The 3,777-nt window shown below is 75.1% G+C and carries 3 protein-coding genes; all 3 read left to right on the plus strand.

Translation table 11 applies throughout. The annotated features are described in order from the left end of the window. The first annotated feature begins 104 nt into the window (after positions 1–104). The gene (locus tag ACFU6K_RS33595) at positions 105–1,169 is read left to right on the plus strand and encodes a serine hydrolase domain-containing protein (protein WP_380669549.1); all 1,065 of its coding nucleotides are present in this window, start codon (positions 105–107) and stop codon (positions 1,167–1,169) included. Positions 1,170–1,684: 515 nt separating this feature from the next. Continuing rightward, positions 1,685–2,377 (plus strand): hypothetical protein, encoded by a 693-nt coding sequence (locus tag ACFU6K_RS33600; RefSeq protein WP_380669551.1) that lies wholly within the window; start codon positions 1,685–1,687, stop codon positions 2,375–2,377. Positions 2,378–2,538: 161 nt separating this feature from the next. Further along, positions 2,539–3,729, plus strand: coding sequence for an alpha/beta hydrolase family protein (locus ACFU6K_RS33605; protein ID WP_380669553.1), 1,191 nt, complete (start codon positions 2,539–2,541; stop codon positions 3,727–3,729). Positions 3,730–3,777 lie beyond the last annotated feature (48 nt).

The raw sequence follows: 3,777 nt of genomic DNA on the forward strand, positions 1-3,777 counted from the left end.
GGAGCCACTGCGGAGCATTGGCGACCGACGACAACGCGGCGAGGTGCGTGCCCCGGCGTCGCCCCGCAGACGCGAGTTCGAAGACACGCCCTAGGCTCGCGAGCATGAACGAACTCGCCTGCCTCGTGCAGCAGACGGCCGACCGGCTCGCGGGCCGCCACGTCGGTGCGGTGGTCGCCGGGCTGGCCGGCGACGACGTGGAGATCCGGGGTGCCGGGCGGACCGGGCCGGGCGGTGGGGTGCCCGGGCCGCACACGCTGTTCGACATAGGCTCCGTCACCAAGGTGTTCACCTCGCTCGTGCTCGCGCGGCTGGCGCTCGACGGCGCGGTCCGGCTGGACGAACCGCTCGCCGAGGTGCTCACGGGGGCCTCGGGCGGTCGGGCCGTCGTCCCGGCCAGGGGCCCGCAGCCGATCACCCTGCGGCACCTCGCCACCCACACCTCCGGGCTCCCCCGGCTGCCCCGGGGCATGCTGGCGCAGTCGCTGCTGTCCCCCAACAAGCCCGATCCGTACGCCGGTTGCACCGCCGAGCGGGTGCTCGACGGGCTCGCGCGGACGCGGTTGCGGACCGCACCCGGGCGCGGCTTCCGCTACTCCAACCTCGGCGCGGGGCTGCTCGGCCTGGCCCTCGCGCAGCGGTCCGGCCTCGGGTACGGGGAGTTGGTGGCGCGCGAGGTCTGCGCGCCGCTGGGCCTGGCGGACACCTGTGTGCGGTCGGACGAGGAGCAGTCCGCGCGGCTGGCGCACGGGCACACGCCGGGAGGGCGGCCGGTGCCGCACTGGAGCTTCGGGGCCGTACCCGGCATGGGCGGGCTCCGGTCGACCGCCGCCGACCTGGTGGTGTTCCTGCGGGCCCAACTGGCCGCCGGGCGCGAGCCGGAGGTGCCGCTGTCGGCCGCGATCGCCCTCACCCGGGAGACCCGCCACCGGGTCAACCCCTTCGCCTGGACTCACCTGGGCTGGCTCGGGCACCGGCTGCACACCCAGCAGGGCGGGCACCTCCAGATCTGGCACAACGGGGGCACCGGCGGGTTCCGTTCGTTCGTGGCCTTCGACCCGGAGAAGCGGGTCGGCGTGGTGGTGCTGGCCAACACCCGCCGGTCGGCCGATCCGGCGGGCACGGCGCTGCTGCGCGGGCTGCAGAACGGGTTCGCGACGACGGGGTGAGGGCGCGGCTGCCGCGCGCCCGCGGCGGGGGATTTCCGTCGGAATGTGCCGATCGGCACTGTCGTCGGGCGCGGTGCGGAGTCGATCCTGGGCATCCGATGGTTGCGGCCCTCCTGAGGGGCCGCTGCGGAGCGGAGGGAGCTCGGTATGACGGTGGTGCGGGCGCCCGGGCGGGCCCTGCGGCCCGACCCAGGGGAGGCCTTGGCCGTTCGTCCCCACCCCCGTGGCGGGCGGCTCCGGCCGGGGCGCGATGATGGCGGGGTCGAACCAGGCCAAAAGGTGCTGATTGGCACTGTCGTCAGGGGCGGCGAGCGGTCGATGCTGGAGTTCTGGCAGTCGCGGTTCCGATGGGGGAATCCGCCGACTGAGCCGAGTGAAAGGGGGCCGACGTGGCGGTGACGTGGTCGCCGACGCGGGTGCGGTCGGCGGGTGCGACCGGTTCTGCCGACCTGGCCGGTGCGGCCGGTGCGGGCGGTTCTGCCGGTGCGGCCGGTCGACTGGGCCCGGTGCTGCGGGTGCACAGACGGTTCCGGCCGCTGTCCTGGCCGACGCGGGTGTGGCTGCACTCCTGCGGGGTTGCCGTCTCCGTGGCGGTCTGTCTGGCGCTCGGTGAGTGGTGGCCCGCACCCGTGCTGGCCGCCGCGGTGGTGGCGGCGGTGAGCGGGTACGAGCAGCTGCGGCCCGCGCCCGGGCTGCGGTCCGTACGGGTCCACGAGGGCGGGCTGGTGCTGGTCTCGGCCGGCGGCGGTGAGGAGCCGCTGCCCTGGCGCGCGATCGAGGCGACCGAGTACTCCCCGGGAGGGCCGCACGGGGAGTACGAGCACGGGCGAATATGGCCGGCGGGCGCGGACGAGCCACTGGTGCTGGCACACCTGGGCGGACTGGGAAGGCTGTTCCGGGAGCTGGAGGAGCACCTCTCCCCCGGGCTCCGGGCCGCCCTGCACGAGACGCTGCGCACGGAGGGGAGCGTCCGCTTCGTACGGGGGCGGCTGACGGTGACGGCCGGCGGGCTGGTGCACCGGCCGCCGCACCCGCTCGCCGCGACGGAGGCCTACCGGTGGCCGGAGGTGCACTCGGCCCAGGCCTCCGCCCTGGGCGAGTTGGAGGTCCGGACGCACTCGGCCGGTCTCCCGCTCACCTTCCCGGTGCCCAACGCCCGTGCGGCCGCAGGCTTCCTGGAGGACCTCCGGGCGGCCTCCGCCGGGTAACCGGCCCGCCCGGGCCGAGCAGCATCGGTCCAGGCCTGCCCAGGTCCGCCCAGGCCCGCCCAGGCCCGTCCCCTAGGGGATGCCACCGCGCCTCCCCGGAAGGGATCAGTACGCCGCTGAGTGGACGTCAGTTCCCTGGCGGGCGGCCTACGGTCGCTGACATGAGCCGACTTCGTACGACCGCCGCCGCTGCGGCCCTGCTGCTCGCGCTGCCGCTGTCCGTCGCCGCCGCCGCGCCGGCCCTGGCGGCGCCGCCCGTCAACTCCGCCACCGCTCCGGCGGGCCCGACCACCCGGGCCGCCGCCCAGGTCGAACTCCCCCGCCCGACCGGGCCGTACGCGGTCGGGCAGGAGGCCCTGCACCTCGTGGACCGGAACCGTCCGGACCCGTGGGTGCCCGACGCCGGTCCGCGCCAGCTGATGGTCTCGATGTACTACCCCGCGCACGCCGGGACGGGCACCCCCGCCCCGTACATGACGCCCGCCGCCGCCCGCGCGCTGCTGGACGGGAAGCTGCCGGGCAACACCATCCCGACCGAGGCGGTGTCCGGCACCCGGACGTGGGCGGAGTCCGGGGCCCGCCCCCAGGGCGGCCACTACCCGCTGGTGGTCCTGTCGCCCGGCTTCACCATGCCGCGTGCCACGCTCAGCAGCCTCGCCGAGGACCTGACCAGCCGCGGCTACGTCGTGGCGGTCATCGACCACACCTACGAGAACACCGGGACCACCTTCCCCGACGGCCGGACGCTCCCCTGCGAGGCGTGCGGAAAGGTCGACGGCGACAAGGGCGCGGCCCTCCTGGAGGCGAACCGGGCGAAGGACGTCTCCTTCGTCATCGACCGGCTGACCGACCACCCGCACCCGGCCTGGCGGTACTCCCGGCTGATCGACCGCGACCGGATCGGCATGGCCGGGCACTCCGTCGGCGGCGCCTCCACCGTCCCGGCCCTGCTCACCGACGACCGGATCCGGGCCGGGGTGAACCTGGACGGCACCATGCACTACGCGGTGCCCGAGTCAGGCCTCGACGGCAAGCCGTTCATGATGATGGGCCACCCACTGGCCGACGGCGCCGAGGACTCGACATGGACCACGAGTTGGGCCCGGCTGGACGGCTGGAAGCGCTGGCTGACCGTCGACGGCACCGACCACGGCAGCTTCACCGACTTCCCGCTCTTCTTCGACGGGCTCGGCATCCCCAAGGGCCCGGAGACGACCATCGGCAGCCAGCGGGCCGTCGCCCTCACCCGGCAGTACGTCGGGGCGTTCTTCGACCTCCAGCTGAAGGGGGTCCCGCAGCCGCTGCTCGACGGGCCGAGCTCCGCCAACCCGGAGGTGCGGTTCACCTCCTGACGGCCGTCCCCGAATGACAGCGGTTCCCGGGTGACAGCGGTTCCCGGG

Origin of the sequence: Kitasatospora sp. NPDC057512 (assembly GCF_042802135.1) — a bacterium.
Classification (GTDB): domain Bacteria; phylum Actinomycetota; class Actinomycetes; order Streptomycetales; family Streptomycetaceae; genus Kitasatospora.